The 23,921-nt window shown below is 74.3% G+C and carries 19 protein-coding genes; 8 read left to right on the top strand and 11 right to left on the bottom strand.

All coding sequences use genetic code 11. From position 1 onward, the window contains the following. Window positions 1-110 precede the first annotated feature (110 nt). Both OG455_RS21040 and OG455_RS21045 read right to left on the bottom strand, forming a co-directional pair. Window positions 111-1,295 carry a hypothetical protein gene (locus OG455_RS21040; RefSeq protein ID WP_266295969.1) on the bottom strand — a complete coding sequence of 395 codons (1,185 nt, stop codon included), beginning with the start codon at window positions 1,293-1,295 and terminating at the stop codon, window positions 111-113. 96 nt (window positions 1,296-1,391) lie between these two features. After that, the gene (locus tag OG455_RS21045) at window positions 1,392-2,156 is read right to left on the bottom strand and encodes a rhomboid family intramembrane serine protease (protein WP_266295970.1); all 765 of its coding nucleotides are present in this window, start codon (window positions 2,154-2,156) and stop codon (window positions 1,392-1,394) included. Between the two features lie 110 nt (window positions 2,157-2,266). Between OG455_RS21045 and OG455_RS21050 the strand changes: the two genes are divergently transcribed. Next, complete coding sequence (locus OG455_RS21050; protein ID WP_266295971.1) at window positions 2,267-5,023, top strand: lectin; 2,757 nt, start codon at window positions 2,267-2,269, stop codon at window positions 5,021-5,023. Window positions 5,024-5,069: 46 nt separating this feature from the next. On the opposite strand, the gene OG455_RS21055 is transcribed toward OG455_RS21050, so the two are convergent. Then, window positions 5,070-5,693 (bottom strand): HhH-GPD-type base excision DNA repair protein, encoded by a 624-nt coding sequence (locus tag OG455_RS21055; RefSeq protein ID WP_266295972.1) that lies wholly within the window; start codon window positions 5,691-5,693, stop codon window positions 5,070-5,072. Between the two features lie 233 nt (window positions 5,694-5,926). Here OG455_RS21055 and OG455_RS21060 point away from each other — a divergent pair, with 233 nt between their 5' ends. Continuing rightward, entirely contained in the window at window positions 5,927-7,351 is a 1,425-nt protein-coding gene (locus tag OG455_RS21060; RefSeq protein WP_266295973.1) for an amino acid permease, read from the top strand. A gap of 98 nt (window positions 7,352-7,449) precedes the next feature. Here the strand turns inward: OG455_RS21060 and OG455_RS21065 are convergent, their stop codons facing one another. The 4 genes from OG455_RS21065 to OG455_RS21080 form a co-directional block, all read right to left on the bottom strand. Further along, on the bottom strand, window positions 7,450-9,843 hold the full coding sequence (locus OG455_RS21065) for a helicase-associated domain-containing protein (RefSeq protein WP_266295974.1): 2,394 nt from the start codon (window positions 9,841-9,843) through the stop codon (window positions 7,450-7,452). A 334-nt stretch (window positions 9,844-10,177) separates the two neighbouring features. Then, window positions 10,178-10,948, bottom strand: coding sequence for a class I SAM-dependent methyltransferase (locus OG455_RS21070; RefSeq protein ID WP_266295975.1), 771 nt, complete (start codon window positions 10,946-10,948; stop codon window positions 10,178-10,180). Between the two features lie 118 nt (window positions 10,949-11,066). Continuing rightward, window positions 11,067-11,891 carry a M55 family metallopeptidase gene (locus tag OG455_RS21075; protein ID WP_266295976.1) on the bottom strand — a complete coding sequence of 275 codons (825 nt, stop codon included), beginning with the start codon at window positions 11,889-11,891 and terminating at the stop codon, window positions 11,067-11,069. A gap of 72 nt (window positions 11,892-11,963) precedes the next feature. Continuing rightward, on the bottom strand, window positions 11,964-12,881 hold the full coding sequence (locus OG455_RS21080) for a LysR family transcriptional regulator (RefSeq protein WP_266295977.1): 918 nt from the start codon (window positions 12,879-12,881) through the stop codon (window positions 11,964-11,966). A 134-nt stretch (window positions 12,882-13,015) separates the two neighbouring features. Between OG455_RS21080 and OG455_RS21085 the strand changes: the two genes are divergently transcribed. Both OG455_RS21085 and OG455_RS21090 read left to right on the top strand, forming a co-directional pair. Continuing rightward, window positions 13,016-13,990: a DMT family transporter gene (locus OG455_RS21085; RefSeq protein ID WP_266295978.1), complete on the top strand. Its 975-nt coding sequence runs from the start codon at window positions 13,016-13,018 to the stop codon at window positions 13,988-13,990. A 2-nt stretch (window positions 13,991-13,992) separates the two neighbouring features. After that, window positions 13,993-15,279, top strand: a complete 1,287-nt coding sequence (locus tag OG455_RS21090) for an MFS transporter (protein ID WP_266295979.1) — start codon at window positions 13,993-13,995, stop codon at window positions 15,277-15,279. A gap of 163 nt (window positions 15,280-15,442) precedes the next feature. Here OG455_RS21090 and OG455_RS21095 read toward each other — a convergent pair whose 3' ends face one another. Together OG455_RS21095 and OG455_RS21100 are read right to left on the bottom strand one after the other, a co-directional pair. Then, entirely contained in the window at window positions 15,443-16,189 is a 747-nt protein-coding gene (locus OG455_RS21095) for an ABC transporter permease (RefSeq protein WP_266295980.1), read from the bottom strand. Next, entirely contained in the window at window positions 16,186-17,094 is a 909-nt protein-coding gene (locus OG455_RS21100; RefSeq protein ID WP_266295981.1) for an ATP-binding cassette domain-containing protein, read from the bottom strand. The genes OG455_RS21095 and OG455_RS21100 overlap by 4 nt, the downstream gene beginning before the upstream one ends. Window positions 17,095-17,263: 169 nt before the next feature. On the opposite strand from OG455_RS21100, the gene OG455_RS21105 reads away from it, so the two are divergent. The 3 genes from OG455_RS21105 (at window position 17,264) to OG455_RS21115 (ending at window position 19,875) form a co-directional block, all read left to right on the top strand. Continuing rightward, window positions 17,264-18,466 (top strand): sensor histidine kinase, encoded by a 1,203-nt coding sequence (locus OG455_RS21105; RefSeq protein ID WP_266295982.1) that lies wholly within the window; start codon window positions 17,264-17,266, stop codon window positions 18,464-18,466. Beyond that, window positions 18,463-19,119, top strand: coding sequence for a response regulator transcription factor (locus tag OG455_RS21110; RefSeq protein ID WP_266295983.1), 657 nt, complete (start codon window positions 18,463-18,465; stop codon window positions 19,117-19,119). Before OG455_RS21105 ends, OG455_RS21110 begins: the two co-directional genes overlap by 4 nt. 129 nt (window positions 19,120-19,248) lie before the next feature. After that, entirely contained in the window at window positions 19,249-19,875 is a 627-nt protein-coding gene (locus OG455_RS21115) for a glyoxalase (protein WP_266295984.1), read from the top strand. 95 nt (window positions 19,876-19,970) lie between these two features. On the opposite strand, the gene OG455_RS21120 is transcribed toward OG455_RS21115, so the two are convergent. Then, window positions 19,971-21,119 carry a metallophosphoesterase gene (locus OG455_RS21120; protein ID WP_266300893.1) on the bottom strand — a complete coding sequence of 383 codons (1,149 nt, stop codon included), beginning with the start codon at window positions 21,117-21,119 and terminating at the stop codon, window positions 19,971-19,973. A 453-nt stretch (window positions 21,120-21,572) separates the two neighbouring features. On the opposite strand from OG455_RS21120, the gene OG455_RS21125 reads away from it, so the two are divergent. Further along, a complete protein-coding gene (locus OG455_RS21125; RefSeq protein ID WP_266295985.1) occupies window positions 21,573-22,751 on the top strand; it encodes a hypothetical protein in 1,179 nt (392 codons plus the stop codon). A 393-nt stretch (window positions 22,752-23,144) separates the two neighbouring features. On the opposite strand, the gene OG455_RS21130 is transcribed toward OG455_RS21125, so the two are convergent. Further along, window positions 23,145-23,831 (bottom strand): TetR/AcrR family transcriptional regulator, encoded by a 687-nt coding sequence (locus OG455_RS21130; protein WP_266295986.1) that lies wholly within the window; start codon window positions 23,829-23,831, stop codon window positions 23,145-23,147. Window positions 23,832-23,921: the final 90 nt, after the last annotated feature.

Genomic DNA, 23,921 nt, shown 5'->3' on the forward strand with positions numbered 1-23,921 from the left:
GGCGCGTGGCGCAGCAAGCGCGCTGTCCTGGTAGGCGATACTGACGATACGTCTACGGATGAACCCGGAATGCGGCGCTTCCCGGATAACTCGCGCCCGCGAAAACGGGGTCAGGCACCGGCGCTCGGAGCAGTGCGCAGCGCGGCCCCGATCCGGTCCATCGAGGAGAGCCGCATCAGCCCGTAGTTGTAGAACTCGACCTCCGGCACCCCCAGCCCGCGCAGCACCGCGATCTTCGCGGCCAGGTTCTCCGGCCCGTCGCAGTCCTCGGCCATCGGGCGCAGGATCACCGCCAGCGCCTGGGGCGCCACCCCGTGCAGGGCGAAGGCCGCGACCTTCTCGCGCACCTCCTCGGCGGTCCTGGCGTAGCCCAGCGTCTCCACGCCCACCCCGGCCTTCGCCAGCGCGGGCAGGTCGATGCCGGAGAGCCAGCCGGTGCCGGGGCCGCCGCCGTCCATGAAGCTCAGCCGCATCCCGTGCCGGCCGGCACGCTCGGCCAGCTCGGCGGCCAGCGAGGTGACGGTGGCCGCGCCCGCGTCCACGTACGCGGCCAGCGCGCCGTCGGCCAGCTGGTCGAGGGCGCCCGGCTCCTCGGCGGCCCGCTCGTCGGCCAGGCGGCGGCGGATCTCGGCGGCGGCCACCCGCTGGACCTCCTCGGCCGGCACCCCGCGCTCCCGCGCCGCGGCCTTGCAGTGCGCGCAGAAGCAGAGGCCGAGCAGGGCTTCGGCCACCGCGCCCAGGCGCTCGAAGTAGCGCTCGTGGTGGTAGCCGTGCCGCAGGCCGTGGAAGTGCAGCGACTCGGCGCGGATCGCGTCCACGCCGTACCGGGCCAGCTCGTCGACCAGGGTGTGGGCGTACTCGCGGACCTCGGGGTGGGCGGGGCAGAGCTCGGTGAGGTGGCGGTCGCCGAAGGCGTTGGCGGGCGCGCAGTCGGGGTGCTGGAAGCCGAGCCGGTCGTTGTGGCAGAAGACGGTCCAGGCGTGCAGCTTCAGGCCGCGCCGGCGGGTCTGCTCGGCCGCCTCGGCGAACGGGTCGCGCTCGCCGATCGCGGCGGCCGCCGTCGGCGCCAGCCGGCGCCCGGCCCAGCGGGCCGGGTCGGGACGGAAGTAGGCCGCGCCCGGCTCCAGGTAGCGCACCACCCGGGTGGGGTGGTGCGGGAACACGTCCCGCGCCTCGTGGTAGACCGAGGCGAGGGTGACCCCGCCGACCCCGCAGCGCTCGGTGAGGTTGCCGAAGAAGGCGTCCGCGCCCTCGTCGATCAGGTCGGTGGCGAAGGCGAGGACGGCGGACTGCACGGTGCGGCTCCGGGCGGCAGGTGGGGCGGGGCGGCGGAGGGCCCCACGCTAGCCGCAGCCGACCAAGATGGTCTAGACCGGAGAGGCCAGAGGGAGTCAGAGGCCGAGGTCGTCCAGCTCCTTGAGCAACTCGGAGCGCGGGCTGAGCTCCACGCCGGCGGGCTTCGCCGGCGTGCCCCGCCCCGCGCCGTCCGGGCCCGCCGTGCTCGCGCCCGCCGTGTTCGGGCGCGCGCTCGGCTCGCCGGTCGCCCTGGCGGCGCGCTCGCGCAGCAGCCAGGCGCCCACCACTCCGCCGACCAGGCCGCCCAGGTGGGCCTGCCAGCTCACCCCGTTCGGCGCGCCGGGCACCGCGACGGAGAGCTCGTAGGAGAAGGAGGCGGCCATGACCACGCCGATCAGGGCGTCGATCAGGTGCCGGTCGAAGAGCCCGCGCAGCACCACGTAGCCGAGATAGCCGAAGACCAGCCCGCTGGCGCCGACCGTGACCCCGTCGCTCGAACTGATGACCCAGACGGCCAGGCCGCTGGTGACCGTGATCAGCAGGGTGAGCAGCAGGAACTTCTTGACCCCGCGGTAGGCAGCCAGGAAGCCGAAGATGAAGAGCGGTCCCGAGTTGCTCTGCAGGTGCTCCCAGCTGACGTGCAGCAGCGGTGCGGTGAAGATGTCCGGCAGGCGCAGCAGGTCGTGCGGGCGGATCCCGTAGTCGCGCACCAGCGCCTCGTCGTCCGCCCAGTTGCCCAGCTGGACCACCCAGATCAGGCAGAGGAATCCGAAGATCACGAAGAACGCCCTGCGCGCCTCCGCGATCATGCGGGCCTCGGTGCCGCGCGGTTCGTGCTCCGCCATGTTGCGCTCCGCCATGTCGTGCTCCCCCGGGTCGAAGGTCTGCCGGGCACCGATGGTAGGCCGCTGGAGGGACACCTGGTCTGTCGCGGCCGGGAAGGGATGGCGACGAGACGCACGATGATCATATGAGCGTCCGTCAGATCATCACTACAGCGCTGGCCGTGGCCCTGCTGACCGGTGCGAGCGGCACGCCGGCGGTCGCCGCGACCGCCCGGCTCCGAACCACGGTCAGCGATCCCGCGCAGTACGTCAACCCGTTCGTCGGCACCAAGCAGGGGGCGATCGACTTCGGCAACGGCGGCGGCGCGGGCAACACCTTCCCCGGGGCGAGCGCGCCCTTCGGGATGGTGCAGTGGAGCCCGGACACCGTCACCTACCAGCACGGCGGCTACCTCTACGACGACCAGCGGATCCGCGGCTTCAGCCTGACCCACATCTCCGGCGCGGGCTGCGGCGACTACGGCAACATCCCGTTCCTGCCGATGCTCGGTGACACGCCGGTGGGCCACGAGACCTTCTCGCACGCCCACGAGAGTGCCGCCCCCGGCAGCTACGCGGTCACCTTCGACAACGGGCTGCGCACCGAGCTCAGCACCACCCAGCGCTCGGGCATCGCCCGGTTCAGCTACCCGGCGGGGCAGACCGCCTCGCTCACCGTGGACGCGGGCCGGGCCTTCAACCAGGCCAGCGGCGCGTTGACGATCGGCACCGACAGCATCTCCGGGTACACCGACGGCGGCGGCTTCTGCGGCACCCAGAACCGCTACCGGATCTACTTCACCGCCGTCTTCGACCACCCCTTCACCCGGGCCGGCATCGTGCGCGGCGGCCGCCTCGACCCGACCCGGCGCAGCGCCAGCGGGGAGAGCCCGGGCATCGCCCCGCAGCCGGCACGCACCGCGGCGGCCCAGGCGGCGCTGGCCGGCCACCGTGGCCCCGGTCAGGCGACCCACCCCGACGCACCGGACGCCGGTTCGGGCGCCCAGGCGCTGGTCTCCTTCGACACCAGCTCCGGCGCCCCGGTCACCGCGCGGGTCGGCATCTCCTTCACCAGCGCCGACGGCGCCCGGGCCAACCTGGACGCGGAGCAGCCGGGCCGACCCGGGCTCGACCAGGTCCGCGACACCGTCCGGGGCTCCTGGAACGACCTGCTGGGCCGGATCGCGGTGGCCGGCGGCACCACCGAGCAGCTGCGCGTCCTCTACACCGCGCTGTACCACTCGCTGCTGCACCCGAGCGTGCTCAGCGACGCGGACGGCGGCTACCCGGGCTTCGACGGCAGACCGCACCGGGTCGAGCCGGGCCGGGTCCAGTACGCGGACTTCTCCGGTTGGGACGTCTACCGCTCCGAGGTCCAGCTGATCGCGCTGCTGGCCCCCAAGGAGGCGTCCGACATCGCGCAGTCGGTGGTGAACCAGGGCGCCCAGGCGGGCTACTTCGACCGTTGGACGCTGGCCAACGGCGGCACGGGGGTGATGATCGGCGATCCGCTGCCGATGATCGCCGCCACCATCCACGCCTTCGGCGGCACCGACTTCGACGCGGCCGGGCTGCTCAAGCTGGCGGTGGCCGGCCGGAGCGACGCGCGGGAGCGGACCGGCCACCTGGCCGAGGAGAGCCACGGCTACCTGCCCGCCGACACCTCGGGCGAGTGGGGGCCGGCCGCCGGCACCCTGGAGTACGCCAGCGCCGACTTCGCGCTCTCCCAGCTCGCCGGGCGCCTGGGCGAGAAGGGCACGCACGAGACGCTGCTGCGGGCCGCGGCCAACTGGCGCAACCTGTTCAACGCCGGCAGCCGCTACCTGCAGCCGCGCAACGCCGACCGCAGCTGGCCCGACTTCCGGCTCACCCTGCAGGACGGCTACGCCGAGGGCGACGCCGCCCAGTACACCTGGATGGTCCCGTTCAACCACCGCGGGCTCTTCGACGCGATGGGCGGCGATGCGGCGGTGGTCCAGCGGCTGGACGCCTTCACCCAGCAGCTCAACGCCGGCCCCGCCTCGCCGTACGCCTACCTGGGCAACGAGCCCTCGCTCAACACCCCGTGGGCCTACGACTACGCGGGCCGCCCCGACCGCGCCGCCGAGGTGGTCCGGCGCGCGCTGACCACGCTGTTCGGCGACCGCCCGGACGGCGAGGTGGGTAACGACGACCTGGGTGAGATGTCCTCCTGGGCGGTCTGGGCCGCCCTCGGCCTCTACCCGCAGGCGCCGGGCCGCGCCGAACTGGTGCTGGCCAGCCCGCTCTTCCCGCGGATCACGATCACCCGGGGCGACGGCACGGTGATCGAGATCAGCGCGCCGGGCGCGTCGGCGCAGGTCGAGTACGTGCACGGGCTGCGGGTCGACGGGCGCTCCAGCACCCGGCCCTGGCTGGGCGCCGACCTGATCACCAAGGGCGGCACCCTGGAGTACCAGCTGGCCGCCGACCCCGACCCCGACTGGGGTCACGACCCGCGCGACGCGCCGCCCTCCTTCGACGTCGGCCCGGCCCGACCGGTGACCGGCGAGGTGACGGGCCCGGCCGACCGGTGCCTGGACGTCGACCAGGGCGGCACCACGAACGGCACCCCGGTCCAGCTCTGGGACTGCAACGGGACCGACGCCCAGCGCTGGACCCCGGCCGGCGACGGCACCGTGCGCGCCCTGAGTGGCTGCCTGGACGTCGACCACAGCGGCACGGCCAACGGCACCGTGGTGCAGCTCTGGACCTGCAACGGGACCGGCGCCCAGCAGTGGTGGCCGCGCGCGGACGGCTCGCTCTACAGCCCGTCGGCGGGCCGCTGCCTGGCCGCCCCGGACGGCCGCACCGGGCGGGGGACCAGGCTGCGGCTCTGGGACTGCGACCGGAGCGCCGGGCAGCGCTGGACGCTGCCGGCCTGAGGGCATCCGTTCCGACCCGCCCGCCCGGCGCCGCCGGGCGGGCGGGTTACTTCGCCGTCCTCCCCGGCGCCGCCTTCCCGGTCCCGGCCGCCTTCGCGCTCTTCGCGGCCTGCTTGGCCTGCTGCTTGTGGGTGCGGACCGCGGCGAGCGACTCGGGGTCGGTGATGTCGGCGACCGAGCGGTGGCAGCCGTCCTCCCCGTAGGGGCCCGCGGCCGCCCGCCAGCCGGTCGGGCGGACGCCGAACTGCTTGCCCAGCAGCGCGAGGAAGATCTGCGACTTCTGCGCCCCGAAGCCGGGCAGCGCGGTGAGCCGCGCCAGCAGCTCCTTGCCGTCGGCCGCCCCGCGCCACAGGGCCGACGCGTCGCCGTCGTAGTGCTCGATGAGGTACTGGCAGAGCTGCTGCACCCTCTTGGCCATCGAGCCCGGATAGCGGTGCACGGCGGGCTTGGCGGAGAGCAGGGCGGCGAAGGCGTCGGGGTCGTAGGCCGCGATCTCGCGGGCGTCCAGGTCGTCGCCGCCCAGCCGCCGCGCGATCGCCAGCGGCCCGGCGAACGCCCATTCCATGGGCACTTGCTGGTCCAGGAGCATGCCCACCAGGGCGGCCAGCGGGCTGCGGCTGAGCAGCGCGTCGGCGTCCGGCTGCTGGGCGAGGTGCAGGGATACGGACATGGACCCATCGTCGGTGCCGCGGCCGCGCCGGTCGCGCAACACGCCGGATGCCGCCCCCGGCGGCGGGCGGGACATTCCGATGACGGATCAGTACACCGGCCAGTACCTCAGATAGTCCTCAAATAGTGGATTGAAATGGGCTTTTGGGGTTACCAGGATTTCCAGTACGGGTTACCTTTCCCTGGCATTGCGCGGAGCATCCCCGCCGCGCGAGAAAGGCAGTGAAACCACCCATGAGCACGGACACCCCGAAGCGCTCGGTCCCACAGCAGGAATCCGCCGGCCACCTGCAGGCCGGCCTGAAGAACCGCCACCTGTCCATGATCGCCATCGGCGGGGTGATCGGCGCCGGTCTCTTCGTCGGCTCCGGCGCGGGCATCGCGGCGACCGGCCCCGGCATCCTGCTCTCCTACGCGCTGGCCGGCGCGCTGGTGGTGATGGTGATGCGGATGCTGGGCGAGATGGCCGCCGCCGACCCGCAGAGCGGCTCGTTCTCCGCCTACGCGGACAAGGCGCTCGGGCGCTGGGCGGGCTTCACGATCGGGTGGCTGTACTGGTTCTTCTGGGTGGTCGTGCTGGCGGTGGAGGCCACCGCCGGCGCGAAGATCCTCAACGGCTGGCTGCCCGCGGTGCCGCAGTGGGCGTTCGCGCTGCTGGTGATGGCGGTGCTCACCGCGACCAACCTCTTCTCGGTCGCCTCCTACGGCGAGTTCGAGTTCTGGTTCGCCGGGATCAAGGTGGTCGCGATCGCCGCGTTCATCGTGATCGGGGTGCTCGCCATCTGCGGTCTGCTGCCGGACACCCACGCGGTGGGCACCAGCAACCTGTTCGGGCACGGAGGATTCCTGCCGCACGGTGTGGGCGCGGTCTTCACCGGGATGCTCACGGTGGTCTTCGCCTTCATGGGCAGCGAGATCGTCACCCTGGCGGCGGGCGAGTCGGCCGACCCGCAGAAGGCGGTCAGCAAGGCGACCAACAGCGTGATCTGGCGGATCGGCATCTTCTACCTGGGCTCGATCGCCATCGTCGTCACCCTGCTGCCCTGGGACTCCGCCTCGGTCAAGGGCAGTCCGTACGTCGCGGTGCTGGAACACGTCGGGATCCCCGGGGCCGGCCAGGTGATGAACGTGATCGTGCTGACGGCCGTGCTCTCCTGCCTCAACTCCGGGATGTACACGGCCTCCCGGATGGCCTTCTCGCTGGGCCGCCGCGGTGACGCGCCGGCCGCCTTCGCCAAGGTGACCGGGCGAGGGGTGCCGCGCACCGCGATCCTCGCCTCGGTGGTCTTCGGCTTCGTCGCGGTCTTCTTCAACTACACCTCGCCGAACACCGTCTTCCAGTTCCTGCTGAACTCCTCCGGCGCGGTGGCGCTCTTCGTCTGGCTGGTGATCTGCTGCACCCAGCTGAGGATGCGCGGGATCATCGAGCGCGAGGCGCCCGAGCGGCTGACCGTGCGGATGTGGCTCTTCCCGTACCTGACCTGGGCCACGATCGGGCTGATCGTCTTCGTGGTGGGCTACATGTTCACCACGCACGACGGGCGGATCCAGATGGTCCTCTCGCTGGTCGCCGCCGCGGTGGTGCTGATCGCCTCGCGGGTGGTGCAGCTGCGGCGGCGCGCGGTGACCGGTGGGGCCGCCGACCCGGTCGCCGGGTAGCGGTGGCGATGGGTGTGGCGTGAACGCGGAGCGGGGGCCTGCCGGATCGGCGGGCCCCCGCTCCGCGGTGCGGCCGGCTCGGGCTGCGGGGCGCCTGGTCAGGCCGGCTGGACGTCCTGGATCCGGGCGAGCGCGAACTCCTCCCGCCCGTCACGGGCGTAGAGGAAGGGCGGGTCGAACTCCAGGCCGCTCAGCGTGTGCACGGTCCGCTCGCCGTCCGGGGTCAGGTAGGTGATGGTGATCGCGTGGTCGGCCTCCAGCGCGCCGGCCAGCCGGCGGATCGCCGAGGGCGTCAACTGCCGGGCCCGGTCGGCCAATGCCTCCTCCGTCCGGCGGTCCACCGCGGGCTGCCAGGGCTCCGCCACCGCCGCGGTCAGCAACCGGCTTGCGAGCGAGCGGAGTTCGGCGGGGGAGGCCGGAGTCCGCCCGGGGCGCGGCGCCGGCCGCTGGGCGGGCACCAGCGGAGCCCGTTCGGCGCCCACCCGCTCGACCCGGACGGTGCCGTCGACCGCCTCCTCGATCGGCGCGTAGCCCTCGGCGCGCAGCGCCGTCAGGGTCGCCTCCGGCTCGGCCGCGCTGAGCAGCACGGTCGGGGCCAGCAGTCGCAGTCGCAGCGCGGCCAGCCGGCGGTGGGCGGCCAGCTCGGCGAGCAGGCCGGGATCGGGGCCGTGCAGTACGCAGCCGGGTGCCGTGACCTTGATCCGGCCGTGCCGGCGGGCCGTGTCGGTGATCAAGTAGGAGAGCGGCTGCGGGAGTCGGCCCTCGGCTCCGGCGGCCGTGCTGATCGCGGCCAGCTCGGCGGTGAGCTCCTGCGGACCGCGCCCCGCGTCCAGCGCGCGGCGGACGCTGGCGGGGCTGAACCGCCAGATCGAGGCGGTGCCGTGGGCCTCCCGGTCGGCGGCCGCGTCCAGCAGGGCGGCCAGGGGGCCGGTCGGCGGCCCGGTCACCACCGCTGTCAGGTCGGTGCCCAGCAGGGCTCGGCCCGTCGCGGCCGGGAGCAGCCGCGCGGCGCAGTCCAGCAGCGCCGTCGGCCGCTCGGCGCACTGCTCGGCGAGTGCGGCGCCGAGCGGTGACAGGGTGCCGCGCGCGACCAGGCCGAGCAGCTCGGTCTCCCGGATCACCGTGGCGAACGGTGTGCCGTCCTGGGGGAGTTGATCGGCCAGCGGGCGGTGCCAGGCGGCCAGCCGGCCCAGGCCGCTCGCCCGCGCCGCGCCCCGCCCGGCGGGCAGCCGGGCGGCCGCGGTGAGCACCCCGCGCCTGGCGTGCCGGCAGCTCTGGCTGGGCGGGCGGCTGATCAGGGCCGGCCACGCCTTGCCCTCGCGGTCCTGGGCGGCGGTCGGGGTGAACGGCAGCGTCCACCAGGCCAGCGCCAGTTCGACCAGTTGCCGGGCCGGGTCCCGCCGCACCCACGTGTCGTACGCCGCGGTGACCAGCAGTTGGCCGCCGCCCGACTCCGGGTCGGTCGCGGGGTGCTTGCTCGGGGCGACCGTCCGGCGCGGGCCGCCCCTGCCGTTCGGGCGGCTCGCGCGGCTCGGGCCCGGGTCGGCCGCGCCGGTCAGCAGCCCGGCCGCGGCCGCGCTCTCCAGCACCAGCCGCACCACCGGCTCGGGGCACTGGGTCTGCCGTCCGAGCCGGCCCAGCTCGCGCGGGCCGACCCCGCCGCTCTTGAGCAGCGCAGGCGGGCGGGCCACGCACTCGGCGAGCACCGAGGCGGCCTGGGACGCGAAGGTGGTCGCGGCCGCGACGGCCTCGCGCTCCACCTCCGGCGGGCCGACCCGCACCAGGTCGGGCTCGGGCGGCGCCGGATCGAACGGGGCGTGCCAGCCGGGGCCGCGCAGCGCGAGGGTGACCTCGGCGGGCATCCGGGCCGACCCGTACCCGTGGTGGGACCGCACCAGCAGCCCGCGCTCGCGCGCCCAGCGCGCCGCGCGCCCCGCCTCACCCGAGGCGGCGCCCACCAGCGCCTGGCGCACCACCCCGGACCGCGCGCCCTGCGCCAGCAGCTCACCCACCCCGGGCGGGGCGCCGGCCAACACCGCGGTCAGCCAGCCGGGTTCGGCGAACCGCTCGGCGAGCAGGGTCAGCCGCTGCTGCTTGGTGGCGGGCACCCGCAGCCGTAGCAGGGCCAGGATGGAGCGCAGCTCATCGCCGGTGGCCTCGGCCAGCAGCTCGGTGACCGGAGGCTCCAGGCCGAGTGCGTCGGGCCAGACCTGGCGCAGCGCCGGGACGCAGGCCAGCCGGTCGTGCGCGTCCGGCCAGACCAGGGCCTGGCCGGACAGCGCCAGCAGCGCGGTGTCCAGGCCCGCCGCCCGCTCGCCCTCGCGCGCGTCCAGCAGTCGGGCCAACTCGGAGCGGGGGGCCGGACCGCCGAGCGCGACCAGCGCCTCGGCGGCCTGCAGGCAGGGCAGCGGCAGACGGCGCAGCACGGCGCCCACCGCGGCCGGGCGGGCCAGCCGCTCGGCCAGCTCGGTCAGGCGCGCGGGCTCGGGCACGCCGGCGGTGTCGGGCCGGGCGCGCAGCAGGCGGTAGAGCCGCTCCTCGTCGAGCCCGTGCAGCCAGGCGGCGAGTTCGGGGGGTGGTGTCTCGGTGATGACGGCTCACCTCGCTCGGTGCGGGCGGCCCGCGACCCATGGCGCTCCGGGCGCGTTCCGGGCGCGCTCCGGCGCCACTCGCGGGCTGCGACGGCTCTGTGACTGTGCGTCAGTCTAGGGCGCGGTGCGCTTGCCCGGGCCGGTTCGCCGGGATTGGCCGCGCCAGGGGGCGCGGGCGGGCCGCGCGCGCCCCCTGGCGCGGCCCGCCCGTGAGTCGGGCGGGCGTTGGCGCTCCTCAGGCGGGCTTGCGCGCCTCGATCAGGAAGCGCGCGGTCGTGGCCGTGAACGGGCCCTGGTGGCGGATCAGTTCGTCCAGCTCGCGGAGCTTCTCCCAGTACCGCTCGACGGTGAAGTCCGGCACCATCCAGATCACCTTGCGCAGGAAGTAGACCACCGCGCCGATGTCGAAGAACTCCGTGCGCAGTGACTCGGACCGCAGGTCGACCACCCGCAGCCCGGCGGCCTCGGCGGCCTGCCGGGCGTGCTCCGGGTGGCGCCCGGCGCGCACCTGCTCGGGCTGCGGGCCGAGGAAGAACTCCACCAGCTCGAAGACGCTGGCCGGGCCCACCTGCTGGGAGAAGTAGCCGCCGCCGGGCCGCAGCACCCGGGCGATCTCCTCCCACCACACCGTCACCGGGTGCCGGCTGGTCACCAGGTCGAAGGCCTGGTCGGCGAAGGGCAGCGGCGGCCGGTCCTCGTCCGCCACCACGGCCACGCCCAGCGGGTGCAGCAGCCGGGTCGCCCGCGCCACGTTCGGCGGCCAGCCCTCGGTCGCCACGGTCAGCGGCGCGCGGGCCGAGGCGCCGGCCAGCACCTCGCCACCGCCGGTCTGCAGGTCAAGTGCCGCCCGGGCGCCGGCCAGCCGCTCGCCGAGCAGCCGCTGGTAGCCCCAGGACGGGCGCTGCTCGGTGGCCCGGCCGGCCAGCCAGGAGAAGTCCCAGCCCGTGACCGGGGCCTGCTCGGCCTCGGCCACCAGCTCCTCGAATGTCCGCATTTCCTCAGTCATGGGCGGATCATCCCAGTGAGTGGCGCGAGCGGCCAGGGATTTCCGTCCGCCGGCCCGGCCGCCCGGCCGGCGGATCAGGGACCGCTACCCGTACCGCGGGCCGGGCCGGGCCGCCCGCTCACTCGGGCAGCGCGCGGCTGAGCAGTACGACGGTGACGAAGGCCCGGTAGAGCCGCAGCGGGTCGTCGTCGGTGATCCGCACCGTCAGCTCGTCGACCGGCAGCACACCGTTGACCCAGGTGGCCAGCTCGGCGAGGCCGGCGTCGCGGAACCGGACGATCAGGGTGGCGGGCAGCTCGATCGCGGGCAGGGCCGCCTGGTCCGCCTCCGCGACCGCCAACCGGGCGGTGGCCCGGATCAGGTCCTGGGCCTCCTGCGGGTGCAGGCTGTCGGCGGCGAAGCGCGACACCGAGGTCTTCACCACCGCGGCGCGCACCCCCGGGCAGAACGGCCGTGCCTCCCGCGCCGTCACCTCGTCGCCGGTGATCAGCAGGATCGGGACGCCGTGCCCGAGCGCCACCAGCGCGTTGATCCCGCTCTCGCCGGCGGGCAGCCCGTTCAGCCGCACCTCGGCGATGGCGCGCGGGTTGTAGGTGTGCGAGAGCGTCGAGACGGGGCCGCCCATCGAGCCGTGGTACGAGACGAAGAAGACGCCGTCGTAGGAGGGGTCGAGGCCCTGCATCATGTAGAACGGCTTGTGCCGGCCGGCCAGGTAGCGGGCCCGGCCGGCCAGGGCGTCCGGGCGCAGGTTGGCCATCGCCCCGTGCGAGTCGTTGACCAGGAACGCGCTCGCGCCGCCGCTCTCGGCGCCCTCGATCGCCGCGTTGACCTCCTGCAGCAGCAACTCCCGGTAGTGGCCGTGGTCGGCGCCGGAGGAGCGGCACTGCTCCCAGTCGACCACCCCGGCCGTCCCCTCCATGTCCGATGAAATGAAGATTTTCAAGGGCCCTCCCGCCAGGCGCTGTTGACCGGTCGCCGCAGTCTGGCACGCGGGGTGGGCCGAGGTGGTGGGCGATCACGGCGCCGACTGGTGCACCGTCACGTTCCCGGCCGCCTCCCGCAGTGCGTCGAGTAGCCGGCTCAGCGCGGGGCGGGTGGGCGCCGCGGCCCGCACCGCCGCGTAGACCGCCCGCACCGGCTCCGGGTTGCGGACCGCGCGCACGACCACGCCCGGGTGGCGGCTGCCCAGCCCCATCCGCGGGATCAGGCCGACGCCGAGCCCGGCGGCGACGAACCCCTGCGCCGTGGCGTAGTCGCCGCTCTCGACGACGAAGTCCGGGCTGAACCCGGCCGCGCCGCAGGCCTGGAGGACCGGGTCCAGGCAGGGACCGGGCGTGTCGCTGCCGACCCACGGCTCGTCGGCGAGGTCGGCCAGGTCGAGCCGCTCCTTCGCGGCGAGCCGGTGGCCGCTGGGCAGGACGGCGAGGTAGTGGTCGTCGGCCAGGTGCGTGAACCGGATGCCGTCGACCGGCCCGTGGTCCGGCGGGCGGACCACGAGGGCCACGTCGGCGCCGCGCGCCCGCACCTCGGGGAGCGACTCCTCGGGGTCGCTCAGCCGCAGTTCGATCCGGATGCCGGGTTGCTCCCGGCGCAGCGCCGCCACGGCGGGGACCACCATGGTCGCTCCCGCCGTGGCGAAGTAGCGGACCGCCAGCCGGCCGGTTCGTCCGGCCCGCAGCTCGGCCAGCGCGGTCTCCGCCTCGGCGACGTGCCGGCCGATGGCGGCCGCGTGGTCGGTGAGCAGCCGCCCGGCCTCCGTCGGGCGCACCCCGCGTCCGGTGCGCTCCAGCAGCTCGATCCCGGCCTCCTTCTCCAGGGCCGCCATCTGCTGGCTGACGGCGGACGGGGTGTATCCGAGGTTCCGGGCCGCCGCGGTGACCGAGCCGCTGGTGACCACGGCCCGCAGCAACTGCATGCGTCGCACATCAAGCATGTAGGTGAGCTTAATCCTCCCTGCAGATCTTTTCGCTTGTCTTACAGCGATCCCCGGGAGACCGTACGAGGAGCCGAAAGGACCGACCGGGGAGGTGGACAGTGCTCAGCGGCTCGCGCGCGACCCTCGTCCGGATGGCCGTCCTCGCGCTGCTGTGGGGATCGGGCTTCCTGTGGATCAAGCTCGCCCTGGACGGCGGCCTCTCCCCGCTGCACATCACCGTCATCCGCAGCCTGCTGGGAGCGGGGGTGCTGCTGCTCCTGGCCCGCGCCCGTGGCGGCCGGCTGCCGCGCGACCGGCGGACCTGGGGCCACCTCGTGGTGGCGGCCTTCTTCTGCAACGCGCTGCCGTTCTTCCTGCAGGGCATCGCCGAACAGAGCGTCGACTCCGGCGTGGCCGGCGTGCTGAACGCCACCACTCCGCTGTGGTCCCTGGCCATCGGGACCGCGCTCGGCACGGAGCGCGGCCTCGGTCCGGTCCGGGTGGCCGGGTTGCTGGTCGGCTTCGGCGGCGCGGTGCTCATCTTCGCCCCGTGGCAGCGGGGCGGCCTGGCCGGCTGGGGCGGGGCGGCGCTGCTCGCCTCGTCCCTCAGCTACGCGGTGGCCTTCGCCTACATGGCCCGGTACCTGGTCGGTTCGGGGAGCGCGCCACTGGCCCGCTCGGCCGCCCAACTCCTCGCCGCCGCCGGTCTGAGCTCCCTGGCGTTGCCGGCGGGGCCGGCGGCAGCGGCATCGGCCACGCCCACGCTCGGCGCGGTGGCCGCCGTGGTGGTCCTGGGTGTCCTCGGTACGGGTGTCACGTTCCACCTCAACACCCGGTTGATCGCCGACGAGGGACCCACCGCCGCGGCCACCGTCGGCTATCTGCTGCCGGTGGTCTCGGTGGGGCTGGGCGCGATCGTCCTCGGCGAGCGGGTGGGGGGACGGGTGTTGGCGGGCATGGCGCTGGTGCTGATCGGCGTGGGGCTGACGCGCCGTCAGCGCCGGCCACGCAGTGGCACCGCTGCCCCGACCGCCGCCGGCCCGCCCGGCGCCCCGTCGCGGCGGGGCACCGGATCGAGAGCCCGCCGAGATCGGGTGTCCGAGACATCGAGCACAGGACGAAACTGACCATGCAGGTCGAATCACCTTGGCGCAACGCCGACTTCCGTACCCTCTTCAGCGCGACGACGTTCAGCCAGCTCGGCACCAACGTCGGCTACGTCGCCATCCCGTTCATCGCCGTCTCCGCGCTCGACGCGAGTCCCGGCCAGGTCGGGGCGCTCGCCACGCTCAGCACGGTCGCCTTCCTGCTGATCGGCCTGCCCGCCGGAGCCTGGGTGGACCGGATGCGGCAACGGCGGGTGCTGATCGGTGCCGATCTGCTGCGGGCGGTCATCCTCGCCACCGTCCCGCTGGCCTGGTGGCTCGGCTCCCTCACGCTCGCCCAGCTGTACGCGGTCGTGCTGCTGAGCGGCATCGCCACCGTCTTCTTCGACGTCGGCTCGCAGAGCGTGCTGCCGCAGCTGGTCGGGCGCGCGGGGCTGGTCCGGGCGAACGCCGCCGTGGTGAGCCTGATCGCCCTCGCCAATGTGGCGGGCCGGGGCGCGGGCGGCGGGCTGGTCCAACTGCTCACCGCCCCGGTGGCCGTGGCCGGCGCGGCCGCGAGCTTCCTGGCCTCGGCGCTGCGCCTGATCGCGATCCGACCCGCGCCCCGGCCGGGCCCGCCGCTGTCCGGGCCGGCCGTGCGGTTGGGCGCGCAGATCGCCGAGGGGGTGCGGCACGTCTTCGGCAACGGGGAGTTGCGGGCGCTGGCGCTCACCGCGGCCCTCACCAACCTCGGCTCGCAGATCGTCAACACCATGCTCCCGGTCCTGTTCATCCGCGAACTCCACTACTCAGCAGCCGTGTTGGGACTCTTCTGGGCGATGGGCGGGGTGGGCCTGCTGCTCGGTGCCCGCTGCGCCCGGCCGCTCGCCAGGCGCCTGGGCTACGGCCGCACGCTCGGCCTGCTCGGCCTCTGGCTGGCGCCGGCGGGGCTGCTCGTCCCGCTGGTGGGCCGTGGCCCCGGGCTGTGGGTGGCCGGGACCGGCTGGCTGCTGGCCATGTTCAAGACCGGGATGGACAACGTGCTGGGGGTGAGCCTGCGGCAGCGGGCGACGCCGGACGCCCTGCTCGGCCGGATGAACGCCACCTTCCGCTTCCTGCTCACGGGCGCGCTCGCGGTCGGCTCCGCGGTGTCGGGTCTGATCGGTGAGCTGGCCTCGGTGCGGACCACGCTCTGGGTGGGCGCGGCCTTCCTGGCGACGGCCTTCCTGCCCGTCTTCTGCTCCCCGGTCCGGCGGCGGCGCGAACTTCCGGAGCAGCAAGGGGCGGTGGGGAGCGGTGCGGCAGGTCCGGCCCCGGCGGTGCGGTCCTGACCCGGCCCTGTGCCCGCTCCGCGGCCGCCTGTCCGGCGGTCGACGAGTGCGTGCCGCAGGCGCTCAACGCCAGCAGGGTGGCGCCGGCCATGAGTGGAATCCGTGGACGCGTGCTGGTTGCAGCCCTTCACACGCCCCTCGAAGCGCTCCGCAGGTAGCCCCGCTACGCGTCCCGGCCACGCAGGGTGCGCAGACCGCCGTACGCGGCCGCGGCGGCCCAGAGGGCCATGACGGCCAGGCCCGTCCAGTGGCCGTAGACCGTGTGCGGGTCGTCCGCGAAGCGCATGGCGTACTGGCCGGCGCGGTCCGGCAGGAACTGGACGACGGCTCGCGCCCCCGGGACCCCGCTCAGCAGGTTGGTGCCCAGGAAGATGGCCGGCACCAGGAGTCCCATCGCGGCGGTGAGGTTGCGCAGCATCGTGGTGGCGCCCAGGCAGAAGACCATCAGCAGCGCGGGGTAGAGGGCGCAGGCCACCACGCCTCGCACCGGAGCCGGGTCGCTCCAGACCACGTGGGCCCGCCACAGGGTCGCCCGGCCGACCAGCAGGCACCCGGCGGAGCAGGCGAGGCCCGCCGCGAGTCCCACGCCCGCGCCGAGCGCGAGCTTGCTCCCGTAGAGCAGGCCGCGGCGGGGGACGGCGGTGAGCGAGCCGCGGATGGTGCCGGAGTTGTACTCCTGCCCGATCAGCAGCACCCCGAAGCAGACGAATGCGAGTTGCCCGAAGTACAGGCCGTAGTAGACGGCCAGGCTGGGGTCCCGGACGAACAGGTCCTGGACGTTCCCGTACGCGGCGCAGACCATGAGCGAGGCGGCGATGCTGGTGACCACCCCGCCGACCGGCAGCGCCCAGAGCCAGGGCAGCGTGCCGACCTTGGTCCACTCCGACCGCAGGACGGCCCGGGCGTTCACGCCGGCACCGCCTTGTACTCGACGGCGTCCGCGGTCATCCGCATGAAGGCATCCTCCAACGAGTCCTGCCGGACCGAGAGTTCGTAGAGGGCCACGCCGTTCGCGGCCGCCAGCTCACCGATCCGCTCGGGCTCCGTGCCCGTCACCTCCCACGCGCCGTCGCCGACCGGCTCGGCCCGCAGGTCGGAGCCGCCGAGCAGGGCGCCCAGCTTGACCGGATCGACGGCCCTGACCCGGACCGCGGTCCGGCCGTGGGCATCGATGAACTCGGTGGTGCCCAGGTCGGCCAGCAGCCTGCCCCGGCCGATCACCACCAGGTGGTCGGCCGTCAGCGCCATCTCGCTCATCAGGTGCGAGGAGACCAGGACGGTGCGGCCCTCGGCGGCCAGCGACCTCAGCAGGGTGCGGATCCACCGGATGCCCTCGGGGTCGAGCCCGTTCACCGGCTCGTCCAGCAGCAGCACCCCGGGGTCGCCGAGGAGTGCCGCCGCCACGCCCAGGCGCTGGCGCATGCCGAGCGAGAAGCCCTTGATCCGCCGTCCGGCCGCCTCGGTCAGGCCGGCCTGGGCGAGCACGTGCGCCACCCGGTGGTCCGGGAGGCCGTTGCTGCGGGCCAGGCAGCGCAGGTGGCCGCGGGCCGTGCGGCCGCCGTGCACCGCGTCGGCGTCCAGCAGCGCGCCGACCTCGCGGAGCGGCGCGGCGATCTCCGCGTACGGGCGGCCGGCCACCAGGGCGCGGCCGGCGGTGGGCCGGTCCAGCCCGAGGATCATCCGCATGGTCGTCGACTTCCCCGCGCCGTTGGGCCCCAGGAAGCCGGTCACCCGCCCCGGCTCCACCCGGAAGCTCAGCTCCGACACCACCGGCTTCTCCCCGTACACCTTGCTGAGGCCGTGGACCTCGATCACGGTGCCTCCTTCCGCTCCTGCCGCGTCCGCTGACCCGGCTCCGCCAGCCAACCGCGCGCCCCCACTGCGGCACTTCCCTCCCGAGAGGGGAGTGCCTCACTCGCGCGGGGGCGGCGCCTCCCTCCCGAGAGGGAGCCGCTCGACCCGCGTGGCCTGGCACGATGAGGCGGTGAAGACGATCCGCCGCTCGGTGTTCTGGACCAGATGGCTGCACCTGCTGATCGGCATGGTGTTCTACGGGGTGGTGGTGCTGATCTACCCGGGCACCACGGGCCGGTCCACCGCCCAGGTCCTGACGCTCGGCGGCGCGGTCTGCGCCGTGCTGCTCACGGCGGCCGCGATGATCCCCGGCACGCGGCATGCCGAGGGCCTGCAGGGCCGACTGCTGCTGCGCCCCGAGGACCCGGACGCGATCGGGATCGCGCCCTCGCGCTCCTGGGCGGACCGCCGCCGCACCGCCGCCTGGCTCTACGGCCGCGTCGCGCTCGGCACGGCGGTGGGCTACCTGACGATCCACACGCTGTCGGCCGTGGTGGCCCTGTGCGCGGCGCCCGGCCGGCCGACCGGCCCCCGGGTCTACGGCGTGAGCCTGCCCGCCGAGGCCGGACAGCTCTGGTACCCGCTGCTGGCTCCCGTCGTCCTGCTGCTCACGCTGGCCCTGGTCCAGTTGGCCGGGCGGGCCCAACTCGCCCTGGCCGCGGCGATGCTGGGAGCATCGGCCGCCGAGCGGCTGGCGGCTGCCGAACTGCGCGCCGAACGGCTGCTGGAGCGCAACCGGCTCGCCCGCGAGCTGCACGACTCCATCGGGCACGCGCTGACGGTGACGGTCCTGCAGGCAGGCGCGGCCCGCGAGGTCGGGGCCGGTGACCTGGTCTTCGTCGAGAAGGCGCTGGGGGTGATCGAGGACATCGGCCGACGCGCGATGGAGGACCTGGAGCGCACCCTGATGCTGCTGCGCGAGACGCCCGAGGCGGCCACCACCGAGCAGCCGGGCCTCGACCAGGTCGCCTCCCTGCTGGAGACCGCCCGAGCCGCGGGCACCCGGGTCGAGGCCCGGATCGAGGTGGCGGCGGCCCAACTGCCGGGCGTGCTCTCGCGCGAATCGCACCGGATCGTGCAGGAGGCCGTCACCAACGCGCTGCGGCACGCCCCGGGCGCGGCCCTCCAGCTCCGGATCGAGGTGCGGGACGGGCAGCTCCGGCTGCACTGCGCCAACCCGCTGGGCACGGGTCAGCCCTGGCGGCAGACCAGGGGAGCGGGCCTGCGCGGCATCCGGGAACGGGCCGCCCTGCTCGGCGGCGAGGCCACCGCGGGCCCGGCGGACGGCAGCTGGCAGCTGCGGGTGCGGCTGCCCCTACGCTTGGGCGCGTGATGATCGACATCCTGCTCGCCGACGACGAGGAGCTCGTCCGCGCCGGCCTGCGGGCCGTGCTCTCGGTCCAGGACGGCCTGCGGGTCGTCGGTGAGGCCTCGGACGGCTCCCAGGTCCTGCCCCTGGTGGGGCGGTTGCGTCCGCACGTGGTGCTGATGGACGTGCGGATGCCCGAGATGGACGGCCTCGCCGCGACCCGCGCCCTGCTGCGCGCCTCGGCCACGCCGCCGAAGATCCTGGTGCTGACCACCTTCGAGAACGACGACTACGTCCACCAGGCGCTGCGGGCCGGCGCGGACGGTTTCCTGCTGAAGCGCTCCCGCCCCGCCGAGATCGCGCAGGCCGTCCGGCTGGTGGCGGCCGGTGAGTCGCTGCTCTTCCCGGCCGCGATCCGCCGCCTGGCCGCGGGCCGCGACAACCCGGCCGCCCGCGCCGCCATGGACCGGGCCGCGCTCACCGAGCGGGAGGCGCAGGTGCTGCGCCTGATGGCCCGCGGCATGTCCAACGCCGAGATCGCCGCCGAGCTCGTCCTCGGCGTCCAGACCGTCAAGACCCACGTCGGCTCCCTGCTCGGCAAGATCGGCGCCCGCGACCGCACCCAGGCGGTGGTCGCCGCCTACGAGTCGGGCTTCGTGGACCCCGGTGGGTCGTGAGGGGCGAGCGGGCGCGGCCCACCCGTGGCCCCGGGGTCCGGCCACGGAGAGCACCACGGCCGTCGTCCCGATGGGACCGGTCAGGATTCGAGAAGCACCGGCCGCCGACCCGCACCTAGCGTGGCAGCCATGACCTCCATCGAGTCCCTCACCCTCGACGTGGCCGACCCCGCGGCCGCCGAGCTCTTCTACACCACCGCCTTCGGCCCGCAGGCGCGGCTGCGCCTGCGGGCCGGAGCGGAACCGACGACCGGCTTCCGCGGCTTCACCCTGTCGCTCACGGTGTCCCGGCCGGCCACCGTCAAGAGCCTCGTCGCCGCCGCCCTCGACGCCGGTGCCACCTCGCTGAAGCCGGCCGCGAAGTCGCTCTGGGGCTACGGCGGTGTCGTACAGGCCCCGGACGGGACGATCTGGAAGGTCGCCACCTCGGCGAAGAAGGACACCGGGCCGGCCACCGGGCAGATCGACGCGGTCGTGCTCCTGCTGGGAGTCGCCGACGTGGCCGCGAGCAAACGCTTCTACCTCGACCGGGGCCTCAGCGTGGCGAAGAGCTTCGGCCGCGTGTACGTCGAGTTCGCCGCCGGCTCCAGCCCCGTCAAACTGGCGCTCTACAAGCGCCGCGCCCTCGCCAAGGACGCCGGCGTCTCTCCCGACGGCACCGGATCGCACCGACTCGCGATCGGCAGCACCGCCGGCCCCTTCACCGACCCGGACGGGTTCGCCTGGGAGGCCGCGGCGCCGGCCGAGCCCCACTGACCAGGGCCGCGAACAGGCGCGCGGTGGCGCCGGCCGCACGACCGACGCACCAGGTCCGAGGCCGACCGTGGCCGACCGTGGCCGTCTCCGGTGCGCTACGCCGCGGGCGAGGCACCGCCCGAGCGCAGCGTGAGCAGGGTGATCTCGCTCGGTGCGAAGACCCGGAAGGGCGGCCCCCAGAAGCCGGTGCCCCGGCTGGTGTAGAGCTGGGTCCGTTCCCCGTGTCGGCTCAGGCCGTGCACCACCGGCTGGTCCAGCCGGACGAGGAAGTTGAACGGCCAGATCTGGCCGCCGTGGGTGTGCCCGGAGACCTGCAGGTCGATGCCGGCGGCAGCGGCCTGCGGGACGTACTTGGGCTGGTGGGCGACGAGCAGGACGGGCCGGGCCGGGTCCGCCCCCGCCAGCGCGCCGAGCAGGTTCGCGCGGTGTCCGGCCAGGCCGGAGGACTCCGCGGTCACGTCGTCCACACCCGCGAGCACCAGGGAGTCCCCGCCGCGCTCCACCGTGACGTGGCGGTTGTGCAGCGGTTCCCAGCCCAGATCCGCCATCCGGTCCAGCCAGCCCTGGGCCTGACCGGAGTACTCGTGGTTTCCCGTGACATAGACCTTGGCCAGTCGCGACCGGATCGTGCCGAGCGGCGCGGACTGCTCCCGGCGCTGGGCGGGGGTGCCGTCGGCGATGTCGCCGGCGTGGACCACGACGTCCGCGTCGAGCGCGTTGACCGCCTCGGCGACTCGCGCCGACCAGTTCGCCCGGTCGATCGGCCCGTAGTGGGTGTCGGCCAGCACCACGACGCGGGTCCCGTCCAGGCCGCCGCCGAGCCGTGGGACGCGCACATCCAGCCGCTTCACGCGGGGCACGCGCATCGCCTCGTAGTGTCCCCAGCCGAGCAGCCCGGCCGAGACCACGGCGACGGCCAGGGCGACGGCCCTGGCCCGATCGGTGCCGCCGACGTCCAGCCCGCTCAGCACGAGGTCCACCGAGGCGCCCAGCACCGACCAGGTGAACAGCACCCAGACCACCCCGAGGGAGGTGTCCGCGACGCGAGCGGCCCGGTCGTTCCGTCGTGCCCCGTGGCCCGCGACCATCAGGAACGGGAACAAGGCCGGCCAGAGGGCGAGGACGACCGTGCCGACCAGGAAGACCGGGAACGGCCAGTGGACGCCGGAGGCGAACAGCGTCCACCAGGGCGGGAGGCACAGCACCACGAGGACCAGGACAGCCACGGCCAGCCGCCGGCGCAGGGAACGCCGAGGCCGCGTACTCCCGTCCCGGGCCTCCGCACTCGGGGCGGGTGCCTCCCCGACCCCGACCTCGGACCGGGCGCCGGCGACGGCGGTCTCGGACCCCCGACCGTTCGACCGAAGGTCCGACTCCGACCCGATGGATTCGCTGTCCGTCACCGCGCTGCCCCTCACATCCGTTGCCCCTATCATCCGGCACACGGCGGCCGTTGGAGTCGCCCGGGCCTCGGTGTCAGAGGCTCTGACCTGCGGCGGAGTGGCTCGTGGTCCGGACGAGTGAACTCGCGAACGCCCGGAGCTGTGGCGGCGCGCCTGGCTTGTATGCGGACGATCCGCTTGGGAGCCTCCTCCCCGGCGGGTCCAGCGCCATCCGCGCACTGCCGCCGTCCAGGACTGTCAAGCCGCCCAACCCTTGTGTGGGCCCTGACGAAAGCGACTGATGCCATGAGACCGTTGCGCGTCGAGCGTGCGAATGCCCCGCGTCGGATCCTGACCGCCCTGCTGGTGAGCGCGACCTCGCTCGCGGCGCTGGCGCTGCCGACGAGTGCCACCGCCGAGGACAGCCGGGCGAAGGGCTGGGGGAGCAACTCCACCTACCAGCTGGGCGCGGCGGACACCAGCAGCCGGTCCACACCCAGCGCGATCGCCGGGCTGACCGGCGCCGACCTCACCTCGCTGGTGGCGGGCGGGGCCAACACCGACGGTTTCGGCCTGGCCCTGCTGCGGAACGGCACGGTGGACGCCTGGGGCTACAACGGCTACGGCCAGCTCGGCGACGGCAGCACCTCCAACCACGCGGCACCCGGCACCGTGGCCGGGCTGAGCGACGTGCGGGCGATCGCCGCCGGCTGCCACCACAGCCTGGCGCTGCTGAACGACGGCACGGTTCGGGCGTGGGGCTACAACGGCTACGGCCAGCTCGGCGACGGCACCAACAGCAACCGCTCCAACCCGGTCACCGTGGCCGGGCTGAGCGGTGTGCGGGCGATCGCCGCCGGCTGCGACCACAGCCTGGCGCTGCTGAACGACGGCACGGTTCGGGCTTGGGGCTACAACGGATACGGCCAGCTCGGCGACGGCAGCAACGTCAATCGCTCCAACCCGGTCACCGTGGCCGGACTGAACAACGCCCAGTCGCTCGTGGGCGGCCAGAACCACAGCGCGGCGCTGCTGAACGACGGCCTGGTGTGGGCGTGGGGTTACAACGGCTACGGTCAGTTGGGAGACGGCGGCACCACCAACCGCTCCACCGCGGCCGCCGTCCAGAACCTCGCCAATGCCCGCTCCCTGGCGGCCGGCGGCAACTCCACCTACGCCCTGCTGGGTGACGGTGCGGTTCGGGCCTGGGGCTACAACAACTACGGCCAGCTCGGCGACGGCAGCAACACCAACCGGCTCACCCCGGTCGCCGTCCCGAACCTCGCCAACGTGAAGTCCATCGCCGCCGGTCAGGTGCACGCGCTGGCGCTGCTGAGCGACGGCACGGTTCGGGCTTGGGGCTACAACGGCTACGGCCAGCTCGGCGACGGCAGCACCACCAACCGACTCACCCCGGTCGCCGCGGCGGGCGCCGACAACTACCTGACCTTCATCGCCGCACCGAGCTACGGGTACTTCAGTTTCGCCGCCTGATCCCCGTCGGCCAGGGTTCCGGGCCGGCACCCGGCGGTCGGGCGGCGAGCCCAGAACCCCAACTGAGACCAGCTGAGACCAGCTGAGACCACGGCACGGCGAAGGCCCCGACCGGAAAGGCGGTCTCCAGGAGTCGTCGCGACACGCGGTCGGCTGGTCAGGCCGCGAGCACCGTGCGCAGGCGCTCGGCCGGGGTTTCCCGGCCGAGCGTTCTGCGTGGGCGGCTCCTGTTTCCGTCGGGCCGAGAGTGCCGTCCTCGGCCGTGAGGTCGAGGCGCTACCAGCACGTCCCGACCCTGTGGCGCGCGACATCGACACACTGCGGGTGACCCCGGGAGCCGATCGTTCCGCTTGAGCCCCTTCCGCGGCCCCCGGCGAGAGCGGTGCCGCTGGATCACCCGGCGCGGTACGCCCGTAGGAACGCGGCGACGCCGCCGGTGATCAAGCGGTTGGTCTCCTCCTTCGGTAGCGGGAGGACGCCGTAGCGGGAGAGCTGCACGATCGTGTGTGAGGTCAGCGCCATGAAGTGAGTACTCGCCAGGGCCGCGTCGCCGTGCACATCGATCAGGCCTGCCGCGGCGAGGCCTGCCATCATGTCGGCGAGCGCGCGGCCGACCGGTCCCGGCCCGGCGTCCTCCCACGCCTCCAGCACCTCGGGCGGCACATGGTCGGCCTCGGCGTGGATGTGGCGGACGAGTGCGAAGTGGTTCGGGAAGTCGGTGATCAGGCCGACGAACGCGCGGGTCAGGGCGACGAGGTCGCGCTCCAGGTCATCCGGGTGCGGCGGGCGTTCCGGGTCCAGCAGGGCTTGCATTCGGGCGAGTTGGGCGTCCCGCACCTCGCCCGACGTCCAGGTGACGACGGTGCGGAAGAGCTCCGCCTTGCCGCCGGGGAAGTGGTTGTAGAGGGTGCGCGTCGAGACGCCGGCCGCGGCGGCGAGCGCATCGACCGAGGCGCGCGCGTAGCCCTCACGGCCGAAGACCGTGCAGGACGCGCTCGCGATGGCGAGCTGCTTCTCCAGCTTCCGGGACGGGACCTCGTGCCGGGCCCTCTCCATCCAGGCGTCGTTGCCGCTGCCCACACTTGCCTCCTCACGATCTACAACGAGCGTTGCACTTTTAACAACGTACGTTGTACTTTACCGGAGCGGGAGCCGCAGCGGGCGGCCGAC

This window comes from Kitasatospora sp. NBC_01287 (genome assembly GCF_026340565.1).
GTDB lineage: Bacteria > Actinomycetota > Actinomycetes > Streptomycetales > Streptomycetaceae > Kitasatospora.

Coding starts and splice junctions, on each gene's coding strand:
- OG455_RS21060 (WP_266295973.1), top strand. CDS start 5,927: ATGAGCACGGACACCCCGAAGCGCTCGGTCCCACAGCAGGAATCCGCC.
- OG455_RS21090 (WP_266295979.1), top strand. CDS start 13,993: ATGCAGGTCGAATCACCTTGGCGCAACGCCGACTTCCGTACCCTCTTC.
- OG455_RS21115 (WP_266295984.1), top strand. CDS start 19,249: ATGACCTCCATCGAGTCCCTCACCCTCGACGTGGCCGACCCCGCGGCC.
- OG455_RS21045 (WP_266295970.1), bottom strand. CDS start 2,156: ATGGCGGAGCGCAACATGGCGGAGCACGAACCGCGCGGCACCGAGGCC.
- OG455_RS21080 (WP_266295977.1), bottom strand. CDS start 12,881: ATGCTTGATGTGCGACGCATGCAGTTGCTGCGGGCCGTGGTCACCAGC.
- OG455_RS21055 (WP_266295972.1), bottom strand. CDS start 5,693: ATGTCCGTATCCCTGCACCTCGCCCAGCAGCCGGACGCCGACGCGCTG.
- OG455_RS21050 (WP_266295971.1), top strand. CDS start 2,267: ATGAGCGTCCGTCAGATCATCACTACAGCGCTGGCCGTGGCCCTGCTG.
- OG455_RS21070 (WP_266295975.1), bottom strand. CDS start 10,948: ATGACTGAGGAAATGCGGACATTCGAGGAGCTGGTGGCCGAGGCCGAG.
- OG455_RS21085 (WP_266295978.1), top strand. CDS start 13,016: ATGGCCGTCCTCGCGCTGCTGTGGGGATCGGGCTTCCTGTGGATCAAG.